A 22,534-nucleotide genomic window follows, 5' to 3' on the forward strand; every position below is an offset into this window, starting at 1 on the left:
GTTCCTGGCGCCAGGGGGACGACGCGGCTGCTCGCGACACGGCCGATGCTAGATCGGCTCGTGGCGACCAGCCCGTCGAGCGGGGACACGCCTGGACGCAGGTCCCCGCTCCTCCTTCGCCCGAGCCAGCAGGATGGATGCACCCCGGACCGAGACTTAGGTCACAGTCGACGGCGAAAGGCGGCCCTAACCTGCAGGAAAAGGCCGACGCACGTCACGAACGGGGATCCCGTGCTCACCATGACCGCCCTCTGGAGCTCACTCTCGTCGACGGCGGAACCGCCGGGCGCCGGACCCGGGGGCGAGGCGAGCCTGGCTCTCCCCGACCTCAGCGCCGTGACGGTGATGGGTGGCGTGTCCGGGCGACTGCTGCTGGGCCTCGGCCTCGTCGTGTGCGTGCTCGGCCTCGGCTTCGGCATGCTGGCGTTCGTCCAGCTGCGCCGGCTGCCGGTGCACGCGTCGATGCTCGAGATCTCGGAGCTCATCTACTCGACGTGCAAGGCCTACCTGGTCAAGCAGGGCAAGTTCCTGCTCATGCTCTGGGTGTTCATCGCCTCGGTGATCGTCGTGTACTACCGGTTCCTCATCGACTTCCCCTGGAGCAAGGTCTCGATCGTCATCGGGTTCAGCCTGCTCGGGATGGCCGGCTCGTACGCCGTCGCCTGGTTCGGCATCCGCGTGAACACGTTCGCCAACTCGCGCACCGCGTTCGCCGCCCTGCGCGGCACCCCGCTCCAGGTGCACCGGATCCCGCTGAAGTCGGGCATGTCGATCGGCATGGTGCTCATCAGCCTCGAGCTGTTCATGATGCTGGTCATCCTGCTGTTCCTCCCGCGGGAGATCGCCGGCGCCTGCTTCATCGGGTTCGCCATCGGCGAGTCCCTGGGAGCGGCGGCGCTGCGCATCGCGGGCGGCATCTTCACCAAGATCGCCGACATCGGCGCGGACCTCATGAAGATCGCGTTCAAGATCAAGGAGGACGACGCCCGCAACCCCGGCGTCATCGCCGACTGCACAGGCGACAACGCGGGTGACTCCGTCGGCCCGAGCGCCGACGGCTTCGAGACCTACGGCGTCACCGGCGTCGCCCTGATCACGTTCGTCCTGCTGGGCGTCCACGACCCGGCGGTCCAGGCGACGCTCCTGGTGTGGATGTTCGTCGTGCGCGCCGTGATGATCATCGCCTCCGCCCTGTCCTACCTGGTCAACGACGCCTGGGTGCGTCACCAGTACCGGGACGCGAAGCGGATGAACTTCGAGACCCCGCTCTCCTCCCTGGTCTGGGTGACGTCCGGCATCTGCGTCGCCGCCACCTACCTGACCACCTACCTGGTCCTCGGCCAGGGAAAGACCGCGTCGCTGTGGTGGGTGTTCGCGACCATCGTCGCCGTCGGCACGCTCGCGGGGGCCGTGATCCCCGAGCTGGTCAAGGCGTTCACGTCGACCGGCAGCCGCCACGTGCGCGAGATCGTGATGAGCTCGCGCGAGGGCGGTCCCTCGCTGAACATCCTGTCCGGCCTCGTCGCCGGCAACTTCTCCGCCTACTGGCTCGGCACCACGATCGTCGGGCTCATGGGCGGCGCGTTCCTGCTGTCGCAGCTGGGCCTGGACACGCTGATGCTGGCGCCCGCCGTGTTCGCGTTCGGGCTGCTCGCCTTCGGGTTCCTGGGGATGGGTCCGGTCACGATCGCGGTCGACTCCTACGGTCCGGTGACGGACAACGCCCAGAGCGTCTACGAGCTCTCGATGATCGAGGAGATCGACGACATCGAGGCGGCGCTGGTCGCCGACCACGGGTTCACGCCCCAGTGGGAGCACGCCAAGACGATGCTCGAGGAGAACGACGGCGCCGGGAACACCTTCAAGGCGACCGCCAAGCCGGTGCTCATCGGGACCGCGGTGGTCGGGGCCACGACGATGATCTTCTCGATCATCATGGGCCTCACCGAGGGGCTCACCACCAGCCTGCAGAACCTCTCGCTGCTGCACCCGCCGTTCCTGCTGGGCCTGGTCATGGGTGGCGCCGTGATCTTCTGGTTCACGGGCGCGTCGATCCAGGCCGTGACCACCGGTGCGTACCGCGCGGTCGAGTTCATCCGCACCACCATCCGCCTCGACGGCGCCACGCGGGCCAGCGAGGCCGACTCCCGCCGCGTGGTGGAGATCTGCACCCAGTACGCGCAGCAGGGCATGCTCACGATGTTCCTCGGCGTGTTCTTCTCGACCCTGGCCTTCGCGTTCGTCGAGCCGTTCTTCTTCATCGGCTACCTGATCTCGATCGCCGTGTTCGGCCTGTACCAGGCGTTCTTCATGGCCAACGCGGGCGGCGCGTGGGACAACGCGAAGAAGATCGTCGAGATCGACCTGCACGCCAAGGGCACCGCGCTGCACGAGGCGACGATCATCGGTGACACGGTCGGCGACCCGTACAAGGACACGTCGTCGGTGGCGCTCAACCCGGTCATCAAGTTCACGACGCTGTTCGGCCTGCTGGCCGTCGAGCTCTCGGTCCGGCTCACCGCCGACGGCCTGCACACCCTGGTGCTCACCCTGGCGGCGGTGTTCTTCCTGGCGTCCGCCTTCTTCGTGTACCGCTCGTTCTACGGGATGCGGATCCGGTCGACGCTCTCCGACGAGGCGCAGCCGGTCGGCCTCGGGGACGGCGGGGACGCGACGTCCGGCGCCGCTCCCGCGGCCTCCGGCACCGATCGCGCCCTGGTCGACGCGAAGGTGAGCGACCGATGAGGATCGCGGTCCGCCACCCCGACGTCCTCGTCGACACCGACGGCCACGTCGCCGGGCACGACGCCGGTGCCACCCTGGTGCGACGCCTGCTCCGCATCTTCCCCGGGTCGATCCTCGTCGGGCCCGGCCCGCGACGCGGCGCCGACTTCGACCTGCTCCCCCTCGAGTTCGTCGACCCCGACGACACGATCGTCATCAACATGGCCCCGGCCGACACGGTCGCCGTGTGGCGCACGCTGGCCGCCTCGGGCGGTGAGCCGCACGTGATGAACTTCGTGTGGCTGGGCACGTCGCAGTTCTCCCACCCGGTGGAGCGCGCCGCCGTCGCCCTGTCCTGCGCCCTGTTCCCGACGTTCGCCAACTCGGAGCGCACGGCGGGCGAGGTGCGCGAGATGGTCGAGCGCTGGACCATCCCGGCGCTGGCGGAGAAGGCGGAGGTCGCCTGGGTGAACCTGGGCATCCGGCTCGACCACGTGCTCCCCCGGCGCGACCCGGACGTGCCCGTCGTGCTCTACCCGGCGATCTACCTGTCCGACCGCAAGCAGCCGCAGCTGTTCCTGGACATCGTCGAGCGGGTCGCCAAGCGCACCCCGCTGCGCGTCGAGGCACGCCTGCACGAGTCGCACCTGGCCACCGAGCAGGCGATGCGCCTCTCGCTCTACGACTGGGCGTGGGTGGGGCCGCTGACCGCCACGCGCGAGGGCTACTGGTCGGCGCTGTCGCGCACCACCGCGTTCCTGGCCACGGCGACCGACGAGTCCTACGGGCTCGAGTACATCGAGGCGCTCGTCGCCGGTGCGGTCGGCGTGCTGCCGGACCGTCCCTGGGCGCGCGCCATCCTGCCGCCCGAGTACCCGTTCCTGTACCGCACGCCCGCCGAGGCGGAGCAGATGCTGCTGCGCGCGCTCACGGACACCGACACGTGCCGTCGGGAGGCCGACGCCTCGGCCGGCGGCAGCTTCGCCGAGTGGCTGCGCGCGCGGCACGACGACGACCGGTTCGACGCCGCGATCGTCGAGCAGGTGGGTCGCTGGTTCGGGCAGTGAGGACGCGGCGAGCCCCCGGCTGCCAGGAGGTCCTGGCGACCGGGGGCTCGCCGCTGTCGTGGGGCGCCGGTCAGGCCAGGTCGTCGGCGCCGATCGGCGCCAGCGCGGCGTAGGCCGTCGGCAGCAGGGCGGCCACGTCGTTCGCGTCCTTCGTCGGCTGTGTGGTGCCCAGGACGCCGGCCAGGTGCCGTGCGCGGTCCTGCTCACCGGGCAGCGCGGCGACGAGCTTGTTCGTGTCCGGCGCGGCCAGGCAGCGCAGCGTCTGCTCGGGGTAGCGCCCGAACAGCGACCACGTCCAGCCCAGGTCGGCGTACCGGCCGTCGCGCAGCGCGTGGGACCACACGCGAGCGCGCGCCTGCCACTCGTGCGCGGCCAGCCGAGGGCTCTCGACGGCCAGGTACGAGTACTCGTCGATGCCGTCGAGGGCGAGCACCGCGTCACGCAGCTCGCGGCGCCCGGCGTGGATGATGCCGAGCAGCGCGTCGTCCCGGTCGGGGTGCGCGAGGATGGTGACGCTCACCCCGAGGTCGACGTCCTGGCTGCGCAGGTGGTCGTCGTGGATGGCCGCCACGGTCTCGACCGCGGTCTGCCGCACCAGCGCACCCAGCGCCGACGTGGGACAGCCTGCCTCGACCAGGCCGGGCAGACCGAGCCGCACACGGTCGATGTGGTGGGCCACGCGGGTGGCGAGCGCCTCGTGGAACAGGCGGTCGGCGACGTCGAGCAGGACGGGCTTCAGCAGGGCCGGCAGGGCGAGCGGGTGGGCAGCCCGGCCCGTCAGCAGCAGACCACCGGGGACGTGGAGGCTCATACGACCATCGTGCCGGGAACACGCTCCCTCACCCTGGGACTACCGGCCCATACGCACGCCTCACGGCTAGGGTTGACGCAGATCTGCTGGGGGTCGCGAGGGAGGGTCCGTGCCGCGGTTGACGAGTGCCGACGTGGCCCGCGAGAGCGGCGTGTCCCGCACGACGGTGAGCTACGTGCTCAACGGGAAGAGCGACGTGGCCATCCCCGAGGCCACCCGCCAGCGCGTCCGCGACGCGGCCGCACGTCTCGGCTACACCCCCTCGGCCGCGGCACGGACCCTCCGGTCCGGCCGGAGCGACCTCGTGCTCTGCGTCCTGCCCGACTGGACCATCGGCCCGGTCATCGACACCCTGCTCGACCACCTCACCACCGAGCTGGCCGAGCGCGGGCTCTCCGTCCTCGTGCACCACGACCGGGGCCCGCGTCCGCTCGCCGAGCTCTGGCGGGCGGTGACGCCGCGAGCCGTGCTCGGCCTGGCGCCCTTCGCCGAGGACGACGAGCGCGCCATGCGCCAGGCGGGCATCCAGGTGGTCGGCAGCGCCCTCGACGAGGACGACCACCCGGGCACGTTCTCCGTCCCCCAGACCAGGATCGGACGGCTCCAGGTCGAGCACCTCGCCGAGCGTGGCCATCGCGTAGTGGCCTATGCCGCACCGAGCGACGACCGGCTGGCGGCGTTCGCCGACCGGCGGCTCGCGGGCGTGGTGCTCGAGTGCGAGCGGTTGGGGCTGACAGCGCCGAGGGTCGACGCCGTGGACCTCGACGTGGCATCGGCCGCCGCCGTCGTCCGGAGCTGGCGCGCAGGCCCGGAGCCCGTCACCGCGGTCGCCGCCTACAACGACGAGGTCGCGCTGGCCGTCCTGTCCGGGCTGCGCGCCGAGGGGCTGCGCACGCCGCAGGACGTCGCCGTGATCGGCGTCGACGACATCCCCGCGGCCCGGCTGGCCGCCCCGGCCCTGACCACGGTGTGGCAGGCCATCGACGCGCAGGCGACCTACCTCGCCGCCGCCGTGATCGCCGCGCTCGACGACGCCGTCGACCCGCCGGCGCAGCCCGCCGACGTCTTCCACGTCATCGCCCGCGACTCGACCTGACCCGTCGTCGCCGACGACTCGCCCTGACCCGTCGAAGCCGCGACCCCGCCTGACACGCCGACGGCCCGGCGACGCGTGAGCGCCACCGGGCCGTCGACGTGCACCTGCTAGCTGAACGTGAACCAGTTGACGTTGACGAAGTCGGCCGGCTGCCCGGAGTCGAACGTCAGGTAGACGGTGTGCGTCCCCGTCGTCGCCTGGATGTTCGCCGGGACGGTCCGCCACGTCTGCCAGCCACCCGTGTTGCTGATGGCGAAGCTGCCGATCGACGGACCCGTGAGGCTGTCGAGCCGCACGTTCACCAACCCGCTGATCCCGCCCGCCGCCCCGGAGGCCACCCGCGCGCTGAACGTCGACCGCGGCGTGCTGCCGAAGTTCACGTTGTCGAACCGGATGTGGTCACCGTTCGCGATCCAGGCGACGTCCTCGCCGCCGTCGATGTCCTGCGTCGCCTCCTTGGCGACGCCCGCCATGCCGTTGTACGCCTCGGCCTGGATCCGCGACGTGGCGTCGGTGCCGGTCGAGGTGCCGGTCGTGGTGACGGACACGGCGCTGCTCAGTGCCGAGCGGTTGCCCGCCGCGTCGTACGCCCGCACGGTGAACGCGTACCCGGTCGAGGGGGACAGACCCGTCGCCGTGTAGCTCCGGTTCGCCGTGGAGGCGATGACGGACCCGTTGCGCAGCACGTCGTAGCCGGTGACGCCGACGTTGTCGGTGGACGCCGACCACGCGAGGGTCGTCGCCGTCGAGGTGGTGCCCGACGCGGTCAGCCCGGTGGGCGTCGAGGGTGCCGTCGTGTCACCCCCGCCCGACGTGGTGACGCTCACCGTGTTGCTGCTCGCCGACCGGTTGCCTGCGCCGTCGAGCGCCCGCACGGTGAACTGGTAGGTCGACGAGGCCGCCAAGCCCGTGGCCGTGAACGTCGTTCCCGTCGCGGTACCGACGACGGTCCCGTTCCGGAGCACCTCGTAGCCCGAGACGCCGCTGCCGCCGGTGTTGTCGGTCGACGCGGACCACGACAGGTTCGTCGAGGACGCCGTCGTGCCGGAGGCGGACAGGCCCGCCGGGACCGACGGCGCGGTGGTGTCCGTCGGGACCGAGACGTTCGAGCTGGCGACCGAGCGAGCCGGGACCGCCAGCGTGACGCCGTTGGAGAAGGTGACGGTGGTCGCCGACCCGCTCATGTTCGCCGCCTGGTACGTCCGGACGCCGTTCTTGACGAAGACCGCGTGCAGCGGCGTGTTCGCCGTGACCGAGCGGTCGACGGTGCCGAGGCCCGACAGGCTCTTGAGCCAGTAGAACGTGTGCGCCCGCGACTCCCCCTCCTCGACGGCGTACGAGCCCGCCTGGGAGCGGAACTGCGAGAGCGCCGTCGGGGCGTCGGCCAGCGCCTGGAACTCCCAGATGATGTCCTGCCACACCGCCGCGGGTCCGCCGTTGTTGCGTTCGAGCTCGGCGATGTTGCGGCCCACGTACGACGGGTTGTAGCCGAGGTACAGGTGCCCGGCGGTGCTGGGCAGCAGGTTGATGCCCTGGATCATCTCCGGCTCGGCGCTGAACCACGTCGAGTAGGAGCCACCGTCGCCCCAGACCATGCCGACCGTGGAGTGCCCGAACGCTGCCGGAAACGCCTCGTCGTCGGTGTCGAACCAGTAGTTCTCGATGGCCGACGCCTGCGTGGTGTAGAGGTAGATGCCCAGGTCACGGACCGTCTTGTTGCCGGTCGCCTGGCCCCACTGGATGAGTCCGCTGGCGAAGTTCATGCCCTCGGAGGACGACTCCTGGTTGTTGCCGGCGCCGAACGCTCCGTGCCCGGCGGCCCAGTCGTGACCCGCGTAGATGTCGAAGTCGCGCAGGAACGGGAACCGGGTGTCGGTGCGGTCCCAGTTGGCCGCGTCCTTGATGACGGTGTTCACCATGCCGCCGTACGCGGACTCCGCCGCCCACGCGGGATCGAACTGCGCGACCGTGGCGGCCCCCACCACGTAGTAGCCGTAGTGGAAGTGGTGGTCGTTGAGGTCGGTGTCCGAGCCGTAGGAGGCCGGATAGCCGATCAGCGTGCCCCAGGACGAGTTGTACCAGAACGACCGCGTGGTCTCCCCGGGCGAGGCGGTCATCCAGTCCGTGAGCCGCGTCTTCATGGAGCCGACGAGGCTGTCGCGCGCGGACGTGTTGCCGGTGAGGTTGGCCATGTGGGCCACCTGCGAGATGCGCCCGAACGCCTTGCCGGTCCAGTAGGTGTCGTCGCCGAACCCGGCGAACGGGTCGCCCGAGGCGACCTGCGAGATGTACCCGTTGAGCTGGGTGGCGTCAGCCGACCCGGCCGGGAAGCCCGTGTTCGCCAGCTGAGGGAGCACACCGTTGAAGGTCGACACCGTCTGGAACTGCGAGCTGCCGATCACCACGCGCATCGGACCGCGCGGGGAGACGTAGGAGTAGGCGGTGAGCGTCGCGCCGCTGAGGTTGTCGCGCTGGTGCGAGTAGAGCGCGTAGACGGTGCCCGTGGCGGTGCCCTGACGTGCCGTCGTGGTGAAGGCGTACGTCGCGGTCATCTTGGCGGTGGCCTCGTTGTACGCCCAGGAGACCTTGGTACCGGTCACGTGGTTGTGGGCGTAGGGCGCGTAGGCGTTGAGGGCCGCGAGCCGGTCGGCGTTGCTGCTGCTCGGCTGCGTGGGCAGGACCGCGACCGAGAAGAACGTGCCGCCGTTCAGCGACGAGCTGATCGTGCTCCCCGAGACGTTCCAGGTGGAGCCGGTGGGTGCGTACGCCGCGTAGTCGTGCCCGTTGATCGTGTAGCCGATCTGGCCGTAGACGTTGCTCCAGACGGTGGGCGCCGCGGTGCCCGTGAGTGTCGCGTTGCCGCCCGTCTTCGTCGCGTAGACGAAGGGCAGCCCGTGGCCGAAGGTGGTCCGCAGGCTGCTGCTGCCGTTGGTCCAGAGCTCGCTGACGGTCCAGTCGGAGTAGCCGTCGACCTTGCCGTCGGCGTCCAGGCCGGCGATCCCGAGCCGGAAGTCCTCCGCGTAGTTGTAGTGGTACTCCCCCACGCCCGTCGCAGTGCCGGAGATGCTCGCCGTGGTCGGGTAGCTCACCCCGAGCCCGTTGGTGTACGCGTGGTACGAGAGGGGGTGCGCCATGAGGTTCTCGGAGATCGACGCGCAGTTGAACTTGCGCCAGAGCAGCGACGTCCACCAGTCGTTCGTCGGGACCGCGCCCGCGGGGAAGTTCGCGGTGACGTGCGCGCGGGGGTTGGTGACCGGGGTGCCGTTGCACTCCGTGGGCACCGCACCGCCCGTCGGCGTGCCCTCGGCGTAGCTCCCGGAGCCGACGTTCACCGCCTCGGCTCGTGGCACCGGCAGCAGGAGCGCCTGCACCAGGTACGCCAGCATGGCGCCGACGGCCACCATGGCCACGAGCCGGCGTCGGTCGAGGGTGCGAGGGGACGGGACTGGTCGTGCGTGAGCAGACATCCTGCGGTCTCCGATCGGGTGCGGTCCGTCTGTCGACGCGAGGTCGGCACGGGCGGGCCCAGGGGCGCGGTGACGCGGCAGTCCGGCGACGGCCGCGGTGAGCGAGCGGGCCGGCAGGTCGAGCGCAACGCTGCGCGCGGCCGGGTCGGCCCTGAGCTGGCTCTCGCCAGCCTGGTTCTGTGCGTGATCCGGTCGCGAGTTCGGGGTCCGCTGCCGGATACGTGGGGCACGCGACGCTCCTGGAGGGACAGCCTCGCCGGTGAGGTTCCTCCTGAGTGACTCGTGTCACTACTGTGTGCCCCAAGAGTCGGACGCGGGGACGACAAAGTCAAGCGCTCGTTCGACTGACACCGTGTGCGCGCGGCTCGAACGACCTGGCGACGGCACGACGCCCGCCCCCGGGCGCGGGAGCGGGCGTCGTGATCCTGCCGATGTGCGACCCCTCAGCCTCCGGCTCGCGCCTGGGCCGACGCGATGAACGCCAGCATGGCTGAGCGCGAGCTGCCGTCGTCGACCGCCACGTCCGGCAGGCTCACCGCCTCCTGCCAGGCTGCCGCCGCGTCGTCCGCGCCGGCGAGCGCCCGGTACATGAGCAGGTACCCGCCGAACTGCACGCCGTACCCTCCGGGGGTCGCCTCCTCGACCGAGGCCCGGATCTGCTCCGGGTCCACGCCCTGCGCGACCGAGACCTGCACCGGCCCCATCGGGATGAGCTGGATGCCCAGGATGGCGCTGGGCTCGGGGCTGAACCACGTGGCGTAGTCCCGCTTGCCGCCCCAGTTCAGGGACACCATGGTGTGCTCGAAGCCGTCGAGCTGCTCGAGGTCCGGCGCCGTCCAGTAGGTCCGGGCGGTCAGGGCCTCGGTCGACGCCAGCCAGGTGGCCTCCGTCGCGAGCTCCGGCTGCTCCGAGGCGAGGGCCCACAGGCCCAGCCCGTTCCAGGCGTTGACCGCCTCCGACGAGGACTCCTGGTTGTTCCCGTCCGCGAACGGGGACGTGCCCGACGCCCACGAGTGACCCGCGTACGGGTCGAACGACCGCAGCTGCGGCAGCTCTTGTGACGGCAGCGCCGCGGCGATGTCCTGCGCCAGCAGGTTCATGACCGGGGCGAGCTCGGCGGCCAGCGCCGGGTCGTCCTGCGCGAGCAGGCCCGCCGCCGCCAGGATGTATCCGTAGTGGAAGTGGTGGTCGTTGAGCTCGTCCGACCCGAAGGACGGCGTGAGCCCGATGACCGAGCGGGCGGCCTCGTCGTAGACCACGCACCGGGCGTCGCGACGGGTGCAGCCGTCCGGCTCCGCCCACTCGGTCAGCGCGTCGACCGTCGTCGCCCTCAGGTCGGCCACGACGTCCTGCGCTCCCAGCTGCTCCCCCAGCACGACGAGCGACGCGGCACGGTTGAGCGCCTTGCCACCGAAGTACGTGTCCGACGGGAACGCACCGGTGGCCTCGACGTCGGCCCGCAGCGCGTCGACGATCGCGGTGCGCTGGTCGTCCGAGATGCCGTCCAGGTCGAGCTCCCGCGCGGCGGGCAGCGCCGGCGCGAACGACGACAGCTGCGACCCGGCGCAGAGCTCCAGGTCGCCGTAGACGCTGCTGTACGTGCCGAGCCCGCAGTCCGCCCGGTCCGGCTGGTCGCCCGCGCGGTGGTGCGACATGAGCACGTAGGCCGTCGGTGACCCGCCCGCCGTGCGGTACGTCAGGGTGGTGCGGGCGACGCTGTCGTCCACGCCGTAGGTCACGTCGACCCCCGTGACGGGGTCGGCGGCGGCGGTCCGCAGCGCCGTCGCGGCCGCGTCGGTCGCGTCCGGGGGCAGGGCGTACCAGGACGCGGACCGGCCGGCGCCCAGCGTCGTCGACCCGCCCTCGGTGGTCCCCCCGACGAGCCCCCACTGCGACGTCCCGGCGTCCGCGGTCGCCGCGCCGTCCTGATCAGGAGCGAAGGATCCCCCGGTCACGGACGAGCTCAGCGTGACGTCCTTCTCGGCCGTGAAGCTCACGAAGGGTGAGCCCGCCGCCAGCACCACCTTCCCCAGCACCGCACCCGACGAGTCGAGCAGGTCGATCGTCACGCTCACCGGGTCCGCGGCGCTGACCTGGGCGGAGGCCGCACCCGCGTCCACGGTCACGGCCGGGACGTGCGGCGCCATGACGACCTTGGCGTCGACCGTCGGAGCCGGCAGGCCGAGCGTGAAGCCCGAGTCCGTGAGCCCGAACGAGAGCGGCTCGGCGAACACCGGCTGCGGCTGGTCGCCGAACACCAGGCCGCTGTACCAGCGGTTGGAGGGCGGCACCACGCCCGGCGCCAGGCGCACGGGGTCGATCTTGGCCACCGCCTCGGCCGGCACCGCGGCGACGAGCGCCGCGGGGTCGACGTCCGGCGGGGTGGCGTCCGGCGGGCCGCTCACGTCGGCGACCGGGGCCGAGCCGGGGCCGCCGGAGCCATCGTCGGCGGTCGCGTCGTCGTCGTCCGCCCAGGGCGCGACCACCACGAGCACCGCGACCAGCGCGACCACGAGGGCCGCACCCACGCCGATCACCCACCACCGGCGCGGCGACGACGGGGGCGGGGGGCGAACTTCTGTCAGGGGTCCTGTCATCCGAGTCGTCATCCGAAGAGTCCTCCCACGTAGGTCTTCACGGCGTCGGCGGTGCGCGTCACCAGCCCGTCGTTCTCCAGCTGGAGCTCGGCGGTGACCGGCGTGCCCGCGGAGACGAGCCCGTTCTGGGCGCCGTCCTCGAGCGAGTCCCCGGACAGGATCAGCACCGCCTGGGCGGCGCCCGCCACGGTCTCGACCTTCACCTCGGAGACGTGCACCGTGATGGCGCTCTGGTTCGGCAGCACCACGGTGACGGTGGCGTCGTCCGCCACGCGTGCGTACTCCTTCGGGGTGAGGGTGTACTCGGCCTGCACGTAGAGCGTGTCGGCCCGCTGCACGGTCGCCAGCTGGGTGGCCGACTGGACGAAGGTGCCGCGTTCGGAGGCGATCTCCGTGACGACCCCGTCGCCCGTGGCCAGCACCACCAGGCGTCCGTCGGCATCGATCTGCGTCGCCTCGGTGGACGTGCGCGCGAAGCCGTTCTTCACGTCGTACTGGAGCGTTGCCGAATCGATGACGAACAGCGGGTCACCCGTGGTCACGTCGTCACCGATGTCGACCAGCTGGTCAACGACGAGACCCGCGTACGGCGTCCCTACTCCGTAGGTCTTGGCGAGGATCTGCGCGGAGTCGCTCACGGCGACCCCTCGCGTCTGGTTCAGGTGGTAGGTGGCGAACGCGGCGAGCGCGAGCACGAGCACCATGCCCGCGAGCAGTCGGATACGGCTTGTCCAGGTCATGCGGCACCTCCGGGGAGTGCGGTGGCGAGGACGGGTGCGTGGTCACGACGCGGCACGCGCTGTGCCTTGGCGGTGGCGCGGGCGCGGTGACCTTCCCTCCAGGCGGTGACGACGAAGCCGCCGAGGATCAGGGTGTTGGTGGCGTTCCACGCCACGGCCAGGCTCGGGTAGCCGTTGCTGAGGTCCTTCCACACCCCCACCACCGTGGTGATGAGCAGGAGCTGGAAGAACAGGACCTGCGGGACCATGAACGCGAACGGGGACCGGTAGGCGCCCTTCTGGCCGGTCACGTGCCACTTCTGGTCCTTCTTGAAGATGGCGTTGATCAGTGCCCGGGTGTAGATCGGGAACGACACGGCGGCGAGCAGGAGCACCTGCCAGCGGAACGAGCCGAGCGTGTAGAACGCCACGAGGATCTGCATCACGTAGAACCCGGCGTAGTACAGGAGCCACGTGATCGGGGTGATCGTGAGGTTCATCGGCGTGAGGTTGAAGTAGATCTGGAGCGGCGGCACGAGGATCAGCAGCAAGGGTGCGATGCCCGTGAGGTAGTGGGTCGACGTCACCAGGTACTGGAGCCGCTGGTCCATGGTCAGGTTGCGCTTCGGCGACAGGGGGTTGTGGGTGAGCATGATCTCGAAGCCGCCGGTCGCCCAGCGCAGCTGCTGCTTGGTGTACGCCTCGACGGTCTCCGGGGTGTCCCCCACGGCCAGCTCGGTGGGGATGTACACCGTCCGCCAGCCCTTCTCGTGCAGCATCAGCGACGTCCAGACGTCCTCCGACTTGGAGTCGGAGTAGATGCCACCGACCGAGTCCGCCGCGGTGCGCCGGTAGATGACGTTGGTGCCCACGGAGAACGCGGCGTTGAACCGGTTCCGGCCCGGCTGGATGAACTTGTAGAACACCGACTGCATGTAGCCGGCGCCCTTGGAGATGACGGTGTCGAGGTTGCCGTAGACCTGCGGCGTCTGCACGAAGGCGACGTCGTCGGTGGCGAAGAACGGCACGGTCTCGTGCAGGAACTGCGGCAGCGGCACGAAGTCGGCGTCGAAGATGACGAAGAAGTCACCCTTGGCGATCGACAGGGCGTGGTTGATGTTGCCCGCCTTGGCGCCGTTGCTGGACAGCCGCCGGATGTACCGCGCGCCCAGCTCCGCGGCGAGGTCACGGACCTCGTCGGACCGGCCGTCGTCGAGCACCCAGGTGTCGTGCCTGCCCTGCATCGCCACGGCCGCGGCGGTCGTGCGCCGGATGGTGTCGAGGTCCTCGCCGTACGTCGTGATGAAGACGTCGACGCTGATGGGCCACTCCTGGAGGTACATGCGCCACGCGGGCGGGTCCTTCTCGGTGCCGTCGCGGATGATCTCGGCGAGGTCGTACAGGCGGTCCTGGGCGTGGTGGAACGCGAAGCCCCGGGGGTCGTGCCCGCTGGACAGGACGGTCCACATGGCCAGCAGGGCGTGCGCCACGAGCACGGACTCGGCGACCAGCACCAGCGTGTACGGCAGCCAGTCGCCCCGGTTGGCCGGGTTGAGCAGGAAGACCGCGTAGATGATGACGCCGGCGCAGGCCAGCAGGACGAGGAGCATGAGCGACGGGCTCTGTGCCGACTCGTTCTCGGCAGTTCTGGTGGGCTTGATCGAGATCTGCTCGGTACGTCGAGGTTCCATCAGGAGCTTGTCGAACGTCGTTGCCATAGGTCGCACCCTTCGGTCGTCCGGTCGGACGGCCGGGTGGACTCACGGGTCCACCTGACCGGTGTGACGGCGACGCTGGCGCCAGAAGCACGTCAGGCGACGGGCCGGTCGGGCTCCGGTCAGACCGGGTCTCGACAGGCGCCGCCGCCTTGGTGTTGGGCAGGACGCTACGGAGTGTGCGTAGGTCTGTCCACAAATGGCACCGTGCAGGATGTCACAGGGTGAGATCGCTTCCCACGAGATGACATGGACGCCTGTCCTGTGCGACAGGCGCGTGGGGACTCAGGGGAGGTCGCGGGCCATGTGCCGGGCGGCTCGCAGACCGAAGACGGCGGCCGGGCCGATGGTCGACCCGGGGCCGGGATAGGTGCGTCCCATGACGGATGCCGAGTTGTTGCCGGCGGAGTAGAGGCCCTCGATGACCGAGCCGTCCTCGCGCAGCACCCGTGCGTCCGCGTCGGTCACCACGCCGCCCTTGGTCCCCAGGTCGCCGACGACGATCTGGAACGCGGTGAACGGCCCCTTCTCCAACGGACCGAGGCAGGGGTTCGGGTGCACGGTCGGGTCGCCGTAGTAGCGGTCGTAGGCCGAGTTGCCGCGGCCGAAGTCGGCGTCGACGCCCGAGCGGGCGAACCCGTTGAAGCGCTCGAACGTCGCCTTCAGCCGTCCGGGTTCGATCCCCATCTTCCTGGCCAGCTCACCCGGGGTCGCCGCCTTGACCATCGTTCCGGCCGCAGCCATCGCCTTGGTGGCCCGTGGGTCCATCGCGTAGCTGCGCAGGTACCGGCGGGCGTGGCGGGTGTCGGCGACGATCCAGAAGGTGCCGTCCCGGTCGTGCGCGAGCATGTGGTGGCCCAGGTCGACGTAGGACTCCGACTCGTTGGCGAACCGGTCGCCCTCGGAGTCCACCAGGATCGAGTACGGCATCGAGCGCTCGCCGACGAGGAACCCCGGGCTCGCACCGGGCGCCGGGGCCACCGAGGCGCCCCACCACGCGTCGTCCATGAGCTCGACCGCGGCGCCGAGCTCCTGGGCGAGGTCGAGCGTCGCGCCGAGGTTGCCCGGGTTGCCGGACGGGTTGCCGTCGATCCCCTGGTACTTCTGCCGCAGGACCGTGTTGTGGTCGAACCCGCCCGCGGCGAGGACCACGCCTCGGTTCGCCCGGACCGAGACCGACCGGCCGTCGTGCGTGGTGCGGACACCGATCACCCGTCCGCCGTCGACCACGAGGCTCTCGAGGGGCGCCTCCAGCCACAGCGGGGTGCTCTGCTTCTGCACCACGATGTCGAGGAAGGAGCAGGCCAGCGCCGCGCCCGTGCCGACGAGCTTCTTGCCGCGCACCGCCCCGCCGAGAGTGCGGAAGACGAACTGGGCGCCGCGCACGAACCCCGAGGGCGTGGACCAGGAGCGGCCCAGGAGCCAGACGTCGTCCGTCTTGAGCGGCAGCGGCATCATCGCCCGGGTGGACCGCCACCACGCGCCGATCTTCCGGGCGTCGAAGGGCTCGACCTCGACGGCCCGGCCGATCTTCCCGCCGGGCAGCTCGGGGTAGTAGTCCGGGTAGTCGGCGGCGCGGGCGAAGCGCATGCCGTACTTCTCGGCCGTGGTGACGAAGTCCGCGACACCGTCGACGAACGCCTCCTTGCGCGCTCTCGAGGTGGCCCGGTACTCGTCGCCGACGGTCGCCTCCAGGTAGGTGAGCGCCTCCGCGCGGGAGTCCCCCGCACCGGCACGCTGCATCACCGGGCTGTTCGGCAGCCACAGGCCCCCGCCCGACATCGCGGTGCTCCCGCCCCACTTGTCGGTCGACTCCAGCACGAGCACGCTCAGGCCCTCGTCGGCAGCGCCCATCGCCGCGGCGAACCCGGCGCCGCCGGAGCCGACGACGACGACGTCGTAGGTGTGGTCGAAGTGATCCGGCATCGACTGCTCCTTCGCTAACCGGACAACAGTGTCCGGATGTCTAGGATGCCATCATGCCTACGCCGTCGCGCACAAGCAACCGAGGTCCGGCGGCTGCGCCCGAGAACCGGCGCGCCATCCTCGACGCCGCCCGACGGGTGTTCGCCGACCGCGGCTACCACGCCCCGCTCAGCGCCATCGCGCAGAGCGCCGGCGTCGGCCAGGGCGTGCTCTACCGGCACTTCCCCTCGCGCCTGGACCTGGCGTTCGCGGTGTTCGAGGAGCACCTCGCCGAGCTCGAGGCGATCGCCGCACTCCCCGACGACGACGCGTTCCTGCGCCTCTGGTCACGGGTCGTGGAGCTCACCGTCGAGGAGTCCGCGTTCGTCGAGATGTTCCTGGACGCCCGCCGCACCCTGCCGGAGACCGACATCGGCGAGCGGCTGCCCGCCTCCGTCGCGGCCACGCTGCCGCGCGCGCAGGCCGCGGGCCTGGTCAACGCCCGACTGACCGTCGCCGACGTGATCCTGGTCCAGCGCATGGTCTACGGCGTGGTGGCGACGTCGCTGGACGCCGGGCAGGCGAAGGAGTCCGTGCACCGGGCGCTGGCGCTGCTGCGGCCCCTGCTGGGACCGGAGTAGGCACAGCCTCCTCCCAGGGGATGGTCCTACGGTGATCCTGCACAGTCGCGTCGCCCGGGGAGGAACCATGACAACCGAGTCGAGTCCCAGCGCCACTCCCGACCCGTCGGCGGGCGGCCCCGCCACCAGACCGCTCCCCACGCCCCCTCCACCGCCCGCACCGGGCCCGCCGCTGGTGACCACTCCTGCGCGGCCGGAGCCGACGGCGCCGGTCGGCTGGGTGATCGCGGCGATGATCCTGTTCTGGCCGACGGGCATCCCCGCCCTGCTGGCCTCGCACCGCGCGGCGCGCGCGTACGGCGCCGCCGACACGGAGCTCGCCCAGCGGGAGTCCGCCAACGCCCGCAGGTGGGGGATCATCAGCGTCTGCGTCGGGGCGGCCCTGATCGCCGCGTCGGTCCTGCTCTCGATCCTGTGGGCGGTGGTGGCCGCGGTCGCCATCCGCGACGCCGTCGACGACGGCGGCTGGCACCGCGGGCCAGACTGGACGTTCGAGATGCCCGACGACCCGATGGGTCCGGGGCTGCCCGATCGTCGAGGCTCGGACCAGTAGCCCCGACTGCCCACCCGACCCCGCCCAGGAGACGCCATGACCCGACGGAGCGTGCACACCGACGACGCACCCGCAGCCCTCGGCCCGTACAGCCAGGCGATCGTCGCGGGCGGTCTCGTCTTCTGCTCGGGCACCGCAGGGATCGACCCGGTCACCGGCGAGATCCCCAAGGGCATCGAGGCCCAGACCGACCTGGCCCTGCGCAACCTCGCGGCGATCCTGGAGGCTGCCGGCTCGTCGATGGACGAGCTGGTCAAGACCACGATCTTCTACGCCGACGTGGCCGACTTCGGCGCGCTCAACGCCGTCTACGCACGGCACATGCCCACGCCGCCGCCGGCCCGCTCCGCGCCGGCCAACGTGGTCCTCCCCCGCGGCCTGCTCGTCTCCATCGAGGCCGTCGCGACGGTGTCCGGCGGCTAGTCCTCAGCCCGCGAGGATCGCCGTGAGCAGCTGCGGGACGTCCACCAGGGCGACCCTGATCGCGGCGTCGCTGCACCCGTACGGCAGGACGAGCGTGTCCCCGTGCAGGAGCGCGCCGCACGTGTAGACCACGTTCGGCACGTACCCGTCGCGCTCGTCGGCGCTCGGCGTCAGCAGCGGCGACCGGAGACTGCCCAGCACGCGCCGGGGGTCCTCCAGGTCGAGGAGCATCGCGCCGATCCCGTACTGGCGCATCGGCCCGACGCCGTGCGTGAGGACCAACCACCCCTCGGGCGTCTCGATCGGGGACCCGCAGTTGCCGACCTGGATGATCTCCCAGGCCCACATCGGCGCGCTGAGCGTGCCCAAGTCCTCCCAGTGCTGGAGGTCGGGGGACGCCGCGAGCGAGTTGCTCTCGCGGTCCCACCGGGACAGGGCCAGGTACTGCCCGCCCACGCGACGCGGGAACAGAGCCATGCCCTTGTTCTTCGCACCGGGCCCGGACAGCCGCCGCATGCGGAACGTGGTGAAGTCGTCGGTCGCGAGCAGGTGCGGGGCCACGGACTGACCGTCGAACGCCGTGTAGGTGCCCAGGAAGCCGCGCTGGCCCTCGGTGTGCTCCACCTCGACCAGCCGGAGGTCCTCGATCCCGTTGCGCTCGGCCGGGCTGCCCGGCAGGAGCACGCGCGAGTCGACGGAGGCCGCCGCCGGGAACGTGGCGTCGTACGAGCAGGACGCGAGCCACGCGAGGCGTGCGCTGCCCTCGACGGCCACCGCCGGGAACGACGCCGGCAGGCCGCGGAGCCGGGCGTCGTCGTCGTCGCGGTCCCCGGCGAGCTCTCCGCTCTGCCGCAGCAGGTCGGCGCGGGAGTGCTCGATCTCGTGCCGGACCGCCACCGACGTCGTCGGACCGGGCGTGTCGAACGTGAGGACGTCCGCCGCGTCGACCACCCCGGTACGCAGCTCGACGCAGGACACGTGTCCCTCGCCCACGCCGCGGACGCTCATGACGAACCGCACGGCGCCCACCGGCAGCCCGCCCTGGTCGGGGTGCGCCACCATCGACGGGTTGAACAGGGCGGCTGACTCGATCGCGTACTCCTGGCTCATGCAGGCGCCGATGAGCCGGCGCCGTTCGAGCGACAGACCGTCCGCACCCTCGACGTGCGGGGCCACCAGCGCGTAGCGCTCGTCGAGAAGCCCGACGAGGTCGTCGTGACGGGTGCTGAACGACGTCAGGACGTCGATGAGCGCGGCGTCCACCTCGGCGTCGGGAAGGGCCAGCAGGCGGGCGAGGACGACCGCGCGACGCGACAGGCCTGCGCCCTCGATCTCCACGCCTGGCAGGAACGGCGTGCTGACCACCCGCGACGCGTCCGGGCGCAGCACGTGGGGCGTCCGGCGCAGGAGCGGACGCGCCTCGACGGTGGTCACGCGACCGCCTGGACGAGAGCGAGCCGTCCGAGCTGGAGGGTCGAGAGGGCGGCGAGGGTCGACTCGGCGCCCTGGTTCTGGTTGACGCCGTCCGAGTGGAGTCCGTCGTACCCGCCGCCCGACACCTCGTCGTAGAGCGTCGCCTCGCTGTCGTTGGCGCCCAGGAACCACCCCACGCAGCGGTCCAGGTAGGTCAGCCAGATCTCCTGGCGCGTCGCCCGGAACGCCCGCCAGCACGCCTCCGCCAGGGCCGCGACCTCGATGGGCTGCTGGTCGAAGCCGGGTCGCTCGTCACCGTCCTGCCAGCCGCCCGCAGGAGTCAGGGACAGGTGGTCGTCGTGGGTCTCCTGCGCGACCAGCCAGTGCAGGAGGTCGAGTCCCGCCCGGAGGGTGCGGTCGTCGCCGAGTGCCGTGCCGAGGGCGATGAGCGCCTCGGGAAGGACGGCGTTGGCGTAGCTGAGCCGCGCGTCGGGCCACGGCCACGCCGGGTCGGCGGGCTCGGCGAGCAGGGTCCGGGCGTCGGCGAGCAGCGCGAGGGCCGCCCGGTTCCCCGGCGCGACCTCCAGCACCTCGGCCGCGCCGAGCGCCGCGTAGGCCATGGCGTGCCACCAGGGCGAGCGCTGGTGCATGCCCACGACCGCAGCGTCGAGCGCGGCCCGCCGCACGCGGGGGTCACGCGTCGCGCCGGCCGCCGTGCCGAGCGCCCACAGTGCACGCCCCCAGTGGTCCTCGACGGTCGCGGTGTCGGTCCAGCGGCCGGACAGGTCCCTGCGGTTGTGGAACCGCCCGAGGCCGTCCTGGGCGAAGAGGGTGAACCGTAGGTAGGTCGCCGTCAGCGCGTCGACCTGGGGCGACGGGCGCAGCTGGCGGGACGTCACGACCAGGCCGCGGGCGACGTCGTCGAGGCAGTACCCGTGCTCGGGCCGCGGCTCGGTGAGCAGGGCGTGCTCGAACAGGCCGATCGGCGTGCTGAGGTGGGCCAGGTGGTCGAAGACGGGTTCCGGGTACATCAGGCGGCCGACAGGGTGCGCGTGTGCAGGAGTCCGGCACCGAGCGCGACGTACTGGTCGGCGACGGCGGTCCACGACAGACCGGGCGCCAGACCGCGCGAGACGGCGGCCATCGACGCGGCCAGCCCCGGCTCGGTGAGCACCCGCCGCAGTCCCGCCCCGATCGCGGCCGGGTCACGCCGCGGGACGAGGATGCCCGCGCCGTCGGACAGCAGCTCGACCGCGTGCGGGAACGCCGTCGACACCACGGGCTTGCCGGCGACGACCGCCTCCGTGAGGACCCCGGACGTCACCTGGTCGGGCGAGTCGTAGGGCAGCAGGACGACGTCGGCGGACGCCACGATCCGCTGGAGCGTCGGGATGTCGAGGTAGCGGTCGTCGAACTGCACCACCGCGCCCAGGCCGAGGCGGTCGACCAGGCGCTCCAGGCGCTGGCGGTAGGCCTCGCCGTTGCGCTCGAGCACCTTCGGGTGCGTCTGGCCGACGATCCGGTAGACCGGGCGCGGGCGCAGGTCGGACAGCCCCGCCAGCGCCTCGATCGCCCACTCGATCCCCTTGCCCTCACCGAGCAGCCCCCAGGTCAGCACCGTCGGAGCGGTCCGAGCAGGCGCGAGCTCGTCCTGCACGTGGTTGTCCCGGGCGCCGTGCGCGATGACCGTGACGGAGGACGGGTCCACGCCCCACCCGGCGATGAGTCGCTGGCGGCCCGCCTCCGTCATCGTCACGGTGACGGACGACGCGGCGACCACCCGGGCGAGCACCTCGTGCTGGTGGGGCGTCGGGTTGGCCAGCACGGTGTGCAGCACGGTGATCACCGGGACACGGACGCGTGCGAGCACGTCGAGGACGTCCGCGCCGTCCGGACCACCGAAGATCCCGTACTCGTGCTGGACCAGGGCGACGTCGCAGGCGTTGAGCGCAGCCGCCGCGGCCCGTGCCCCGTCGGGCTCCCCGATCACCAGCTGGTGCGAGACGAGCGGCATCGGCGGCTGCACGGAGTCGACCACGCGCACCACCGAGACCTCGGCGCCGGCGTCGACCAGGTGGGTGGCCAGCGCGGAGGAGAACGTCGCGAGGCCGCACTGCGTGGGGGGGAACGTGGACAGGACGCCGAACCTGATGGCCATGGAGGCCCTTCGCACTGATGGTGCTTCGCAGCGGAGTGCGCTACCGACCTCGGGCGGGGCCTGATCGACATCCCCGGGCGTCCTGGCCGGCCGGTCGAGCTCACAGCCGTGCCGGGCGCCGCATGGCTAGGCTACCAGTCGCGGTCGGGGAAACCCTGTGACGTCCGACCGCTCCAGCCGTGGAGGCACCCCGTCAAGATCGCCGTGCTCGCCTCGATCGCCCACCGCACGCCGCCCCGCTCGTACGGGCCCTGGGAGCAGGTGGCCTCGACCCTCGCGGAGGGGCTGGTCGCCCGTGGGCACGACGTCACCCTGTTCGCGACCGCCGACTCGCTGACGCGGGCACGGCTGCATGCCGAGGCGCCGGCCGGGTACGAGGAGGACCCCTCGATCGACGTGAAGGTGTGCGAGTCGCTGCACATCGCCGCGGTGTTCGAGCGGGCCGCCGAGTTCGACGCGATCTCCAACCAGTTCGACTTCCTGCCGCTCACGTACAGCCGGCTCGTCGACACCCCCGTGGTGACCACCATCCACGGCTTCTCGTCGGAACGGATCCTGCCGGTCTACCGCGCCTACGACGACATCGCGCACTACGTGTCGATCAGCGACGCCAACAGGCACCCGGACCTCACCTACGACGCGACGATCCACCACGGCCTGGACCTCGCGCAGTTCAGTCCCGGCGCCGGAGACGGCGGCTACCTGCTGTTCCTCGGTCGCATCCATCCCGACAAGGGCACGCACGTCGCGATCGAGGTCGCCCGGCGCGCCGGCATGCCGCTCGTCATCGCCGGCGTCGTGCACGACCAGGACTACTTCCGGACGCTCGTCGAGCCGTTCGTGGACGGGACCCTGGTGCGCTTCGTGGGGTCCGTCGGGCCGCAGGAGCGGGACCGCCTGCTCGGCGGTGCGGCCGCGCTGCTGCACCTCATCGACTTCGACGAGCCGTTCGGGCTGTCCGTCGTCGAGGCGCTCGCCGTCGGGACCCCGGTGATCGCCACCCCGCGGGGGTCCCTGCCCGAGCTGATCACCGACGGGTCGACGGGCTTCCTGGTCGCCGACGCCGATGCGGCCGTCTCCGCGGTGGCCCGCCTGGCGTCCGTCGACCGGCACGCGTGCCGCCGCGAGGCCGAGACCCGGTTCAGCGCGGACCGCATGGTGGCCGACTACGAGCGGCTGTTCGAGGCCCTCGCCGGCTGCGGGCGCGACGGCCGTCCGTCCGCAGCATGATGGCGGGAGGACGGG

The 22,534-nt window shown here is 71.6% G+C and carries 16 protein-coding genes; 7 read left to right on the forward strand and 9 right to left on the reverse strand.

The window, feature by feature from the left end; translation table 11 throughout:
* Positions 1 to 240: 240 nt before the first annotated feature.
* On the forward strand, positions 241 to 2,745 hold the full coding sequence (locus HP550_RS11205) for a sodium-translocating pyrophosphatase (protein ID WP_175347774.1): 2,505 nt from the start codon (positions 241 to 243) through the stop codon (positions 2,743 to 2,745).
* The gene (locus tag HP550_RS11210; protein WP_175347775.1) at positions 2,742 to 3,791 is read left to right on the forward strand and encodes a glycosyltransferase family 1 protein; all 1,050 of its coding nucleotides are present in this window, start codon (positions 2,742 to 2,744) and stop codon (positions 3,789 to 3,791) included. The genes HP550_RS11205 and HP550_RS11210 overlap by 4 nt, the downstream gene beginning before the upstream one ends.
* A 70-nt stretch (positions 3,792 to 3,861) precedes the next feature.
* On the opposite strand, the gene HP550_RS11215 is transcribed toward HP550_RS11210, so the two are convergent.
* Complete coding sequence (locus HP550_RS11215) at positions 3,862 to 4,602, reverse strand: hypothetical protein (protein ID WP_175347776.1); 741 nt, start codon at positions 4,600 to 4,602, stop codon at positions 3,862 to 3,864.
* A gap of 133 nt (positions 4,603 to 4,735) precedes the next feature.
* Here HP550_RS11215 and HP550_RS11220 point away from each other — a divergent pair, with 133 nt between their 5' ends.
* Positions 4,736 to 5,698, forward strand: a complete 963-nt coding sequence (locus HP550_RS11220; RefSeq protein ID WP_343048130.1) for a LacI family DNA-binding transcriptional regulator — start codon at positions 4,736 to 4,738, stop codon at positions 5,696 to 5,698.
* A gap of 107 nt (positions 5,699 to 5,805) precedes the next feature.
* On the opposite strand, the gene HP550_RS11225 is transcribed toward HP550_RS11220, so the two are convergent.
* The 5 genes from HP550_RS11225 to HP550_RS11245 all read right to left on the reverse strand — a co-directional run bounded on the left by HP550_RS11225 (position 5,806) and on the right by HP550_RS11245 (position 16,122).
* A complete protein-coding gene (locus HP550_RS11225; RefSeq protein WP_246280797.1) occupies positions 5,806 to 9,102 on the reverse strand; it encodes a glycosyl hydrolase in 3,297 nt (1,098 codons plus the stop codon).
* A 506-nt stretch (positions 9,103 to 9,608) separates the two neighbouring features.
* Positions 9,609 to 11,762, reverse strand: coding sequence for a glycosyl hydrolase (locus HP550_RS11230; RefSeq protein WP_175347779.1), 2,154 nt, complete (start codon positions 11,760 to 11,762; stop codon positions 9,609 to 9,611).
* Between the two features lie 8 nt (positions 11,763 to 11,770).
* The gene (locus HP550_RS11235) at positions 11,771 to 12,502 is read right to left on the reverse strand and encodes an HlyD family secretion protein (RefSeq protein WP_175347780.1); all 732 of its coding nucleotides are present in this window, start codon (positions 12,500 to 12,502) and stop codon (positions 11,771 to 11,773) included.
* Positions 12,499 to 14,199, reverse strand: a complete 1,701-nt coding sequence (locus tag HP550_RS11240) for a glycosyltransferase family 2 protein (RefSeq protein WP_175347781.1) — start codon at positions 14,197 to 14,199, stop codon at positions 12,499 to 12,501. The genes HP550_RS11235 and HP550_RS11240 overlap by 4 nt, the downstream gene beginning before the upstream one ends.
* Before the next feature lie 282 nt (positions 14,200 to 14,481).
* Positions 14,482 to 16,122, reverse strand: a complete 1,641-nt coding sequence (locus HP550_RS11245) for an FAD-binding protein (protein WP_175347782.1) — start codon at positions 16,120 to 16,122, stop codon at positions 14,482 to 14,484.
* Between the two features lie 53 nt (positions 16,123 to 16,175).
* Here HP550_RS11245 and HP550_RS11250 point away from each other — a divergent pair, with 53 nt between their 5' ends.
* The 3 genes from HP550_RS11250 (at position 16,176) to HP550_RS11260 (ending at position 17,718) form a co-directional block, all read left to right on the forward strand.
* On the forward strand, positions 16,176 to 16,742 hold the full coding sequence (locus tag HP550_RS11250; RefSeq protein ID WP_175347783.1) for a TetR/AcrR family transcriptional regulator: 567 nt from the start codon (positions 16,176 to 16,178) through the stop codon (positions 16,740 to 16,742).
* A 67-nt stretch (positions 16,743 to 16,809) separates the two neighbouring features.
* Positions 16,810 to 17,295 carry a CD225/dispanin family protein gene (locus HP550_RS11255; protein ID WP_175347784.1) on the forward strand — a complete coding sequence of 162 codons (486 nt, stop codon included), beginning with the start codon at positions 16,810 to 16,812 and terminating at the stop codon, positions 17,293 to 17,295.
* Between the two features lie 36 nt (positions 17,296 to 17,331).
* Positions 17,332 to 17,718, forward strand: a complete 387-nt coding sequence (locus HP550_RS11260; RefSeq protein ID WP_175347785.1) for a Rid family detoxifying hydrolase — start codon at positions 17,332 to 17,334, stop codon at positions 17,716 to 17,718.
* 3 nt (positions 17,719 to 17,721) lie between these two features.
* Here the strand turns inward: HP550_RS11260 and HP550_RS11265 are convergent, their stop codons facing one another.
* Genes HP550_RS11265 through HP550_RS11275 form a run of 3 tightly spaced genes read right to left on the reverse strand, consistent with a single transcriptional unit; the run spans position 17,722 to position 21,289 of the window.
* On the reverse strand, positions 17,722 to 19,152 hold the full coding sequence (locus tag HP550_RS11265) for a glycoside hydrolase family 130 protein (RefSeq protein ID WP_175347786.1): 1,431 nt from the start codon (positions 19,150 to 19,152) through the stop codon (positions 17,722 to 17,724).
* Positions 19,149 to 20,162, reverse strand: coding sequence for a glycosyltransferase (locus HP550_RS11270; protein WP_175347787.1), 1,014 nt, complete (start codon positions 20,160 to 20,162; stop codon positions 19,149 to 19,151). The genes HP550_RS11265 and HP550_RS11270 overlap by 4 nt, the downstream gene beginning before the upstream one ends.
* Entirely contained in the window at positions 20,162 to 21,289 is a 1,128-nt protein-coding gene (locus HP550_RS11275; protein ID WP_175347788.1) for a glycosyltransferase, read from the reverse strand. Before HP550_RS11275 ends, HP550_RS11270 begins: the two co-directional genes overlap by 1 nt.
* Positions 21,290 to 21,493: 204 nt before the next feature.
* Here HP550_RS11275 and HP550_RS23060 point away from each other — a divergent pair, with 204 nt between their 5' ends.
* Entirely contained in the window at positions 21,494 to 22,519 is a 1,026-nt protein-coding gene (locus tag HP550_RS23060) for a glycosyltransferase family 4 protein (protein ID WP_343048131.1), read from the forward strand.
* Positions 22,520 to 22,534 lie beyond the last annotated feature (15 nt).

Source organism: Cellulomonas humilata (genome assembly GCF_013359775.1).
Lineage (GTDB): Bacteria > Actinomycetota > Actinomycetes > Actinomycetales > Cellulomonadaceae > Cellulomonas > Cellulomonas humilata.

What these genes read in the sequence shown, in the direction of transcription:
- HP550_RS11205 (WP_175347774.1), top strand. Translation starts at nt 241, where the DNA reads ATGACCGCCCTCTGGAGCTCACTCTCGTCGACGGCGGAACCGCCGGGC.
- HP550_RS11210 (WP_175347775.1), top strand. Translation starts at nt 2,742, where the DNA reads ATGAGGATCGCGGTCCGCCACCCCGACGTCCTCGTCGACACCGACGGC.
- HP550_RS11215 (WP_175347776.1), bottom strand. Translation starts at nt 4,602, where the DNA reads ATGAGCCTCCACGTCCCCGGTGGTCTGCTGCTGACGGGCCGGGCTGCC.
- HP550_RS11225 (WP_246280797.1), bottom strand. Translation starts at nt 9,102, where the DNA reads ATGGTGGCCGTCGGCGCCATGCTGGCGTACCTGGTGCAGGCGCTCCTG.
- HP550_RS11230 (WP_175347779.1), bottom strand. Translation starts at nt 11,762, where the DNA reads ATGACAGGACCCCTGACAGAAGTTCGCCCCCCGCCCCCGTCGTCGCCG.
- HP550_RS11235 (WP_175347780.1), bottom strand. Translation starts at nt 12,502, where the DNA reads ATGACCTGGACAAGCCGTATCCGACTGCTCGCGGGCATGGTGCTCGTG.
- HP550_RS11240 (WP_175347781.1), bottom strand. Translation starts at nt 14,199, where the DNA reads ATGGCAACGACGTTCGACAAGCTCCTGATGGAACCTCGACGTACCGAG.
- HP550_RS11245 (WP_175347782.1), bottom strand. Translation starts at nt 16,122, where the DNA reads ATGCCGGATCACTTCGACCACACCTACGACGTCGTCGTCGTCGGCTCC.
- HP550_RS11250 (WP_175347783.1), top strand. Translation starts at nt 16,176, where the DNA reads ATGCCTACGCCGTCGCGCACAAGCAACCGAGGTCCGGCGGCTGCGCCC.
- HP550_RS11255 (WP_175347784.1), top strand. Translation starts at nt 16,810, where the DNA reads ATGACAACCGAGTCGAGTCCCAGCGCCACTCCCGACCCGTCGGCGGGC.
- HP550_RS11260 (WP_175347785.1), top strand. Translation starts at nt 17,332, where the DNA reads ATGACCCGACGGAGCGTGCACACCGACGACGCACCCGCAGCCCTCGGC.
- HP550_RS11270 (WP_175347787.1), bottom strand. Translation starts at nt 20,162, where the DNA reads ATGTACCCGGAACCCGTCTTCGACCACCTGGCCCACCTCAGCACGCCG.
- HP550_RS11275 (WP_175347788.1), bottom strand. Translation starts at nt 21,289, where the DNA reads ATGGCCATCAGGTTCGGCGTCCTGTCCACGTTCCCCCCCACGCAGTGC.